The sequence below is a fragment of the Bradyrhizobium sp. Leo114 genome (assembly GCF_055229415.2).
In genome coordinates this window covers 1-462 of sequence record NZ_JBUYEN020000215.1, presented here as the reverse complement: position 1 = coordinate 462, position 462 = coordinate 1, and the positions used below count along the sequence as shown (strand labels likewise).

2 pseudogenes are annotated in these 462 nt (G+C 65.4%); both read left to right on the top strand.

The features are described 5' to 3' along the window. Positions 1-143, top strand: a pseudogene (locus ACZIRK_RS45470) (IS630 family transposase); the annotation flags it as partial. Positions 144-251: 108 nt separating this feature from the next. Continuing rightward, positions 252-462: pseudogene (locus tag ACZIRK_RS45465) on the top strand (IS256 family transposase); the annotation flags it as partial.

The window sequence follows — 462 nt, the reverse complement described above, 5'->3', positions numbered from 1 at the left end:
GCAACGACCCGAACTTTACGGCCAAAGCCGCCGATGTTGTCGGCCTTTACGTCGCCCCGCCGGCGAAGGCCATTGTGCTATGCGTGGACGAGAAGCCCTCGATCCAGGCCTTGGAGCGAGCGCAGGGCTATCTGAAGTTGCCCAAATGGCCGGGGGATGTCCCGGGTTCTGTTGAATTACTGAAGAGGTCGGCGTTGCCCACCTTGAGCCGGTAGGCTCGGGGTGCTGATTCCACAAAGGAGAGCAACGCCATGACGAGAGATATCACACCGGCTGGTTCGCCGGCGACCGGGGCTGTGGACGAAGCGTTTGCGGAAGTGCGGGCGAGCTTCGATCGGTTCTGCCTTGCGGCAGGGGTCGAGGCGCTGGGCACGATGATGGAGGCGGATGTGGCGGCGGCCTGTGGGCCGCGCCACGGTCGCGATGTAGCACGGCGGGCGCACCGTTGGGGCCGAACGCGGG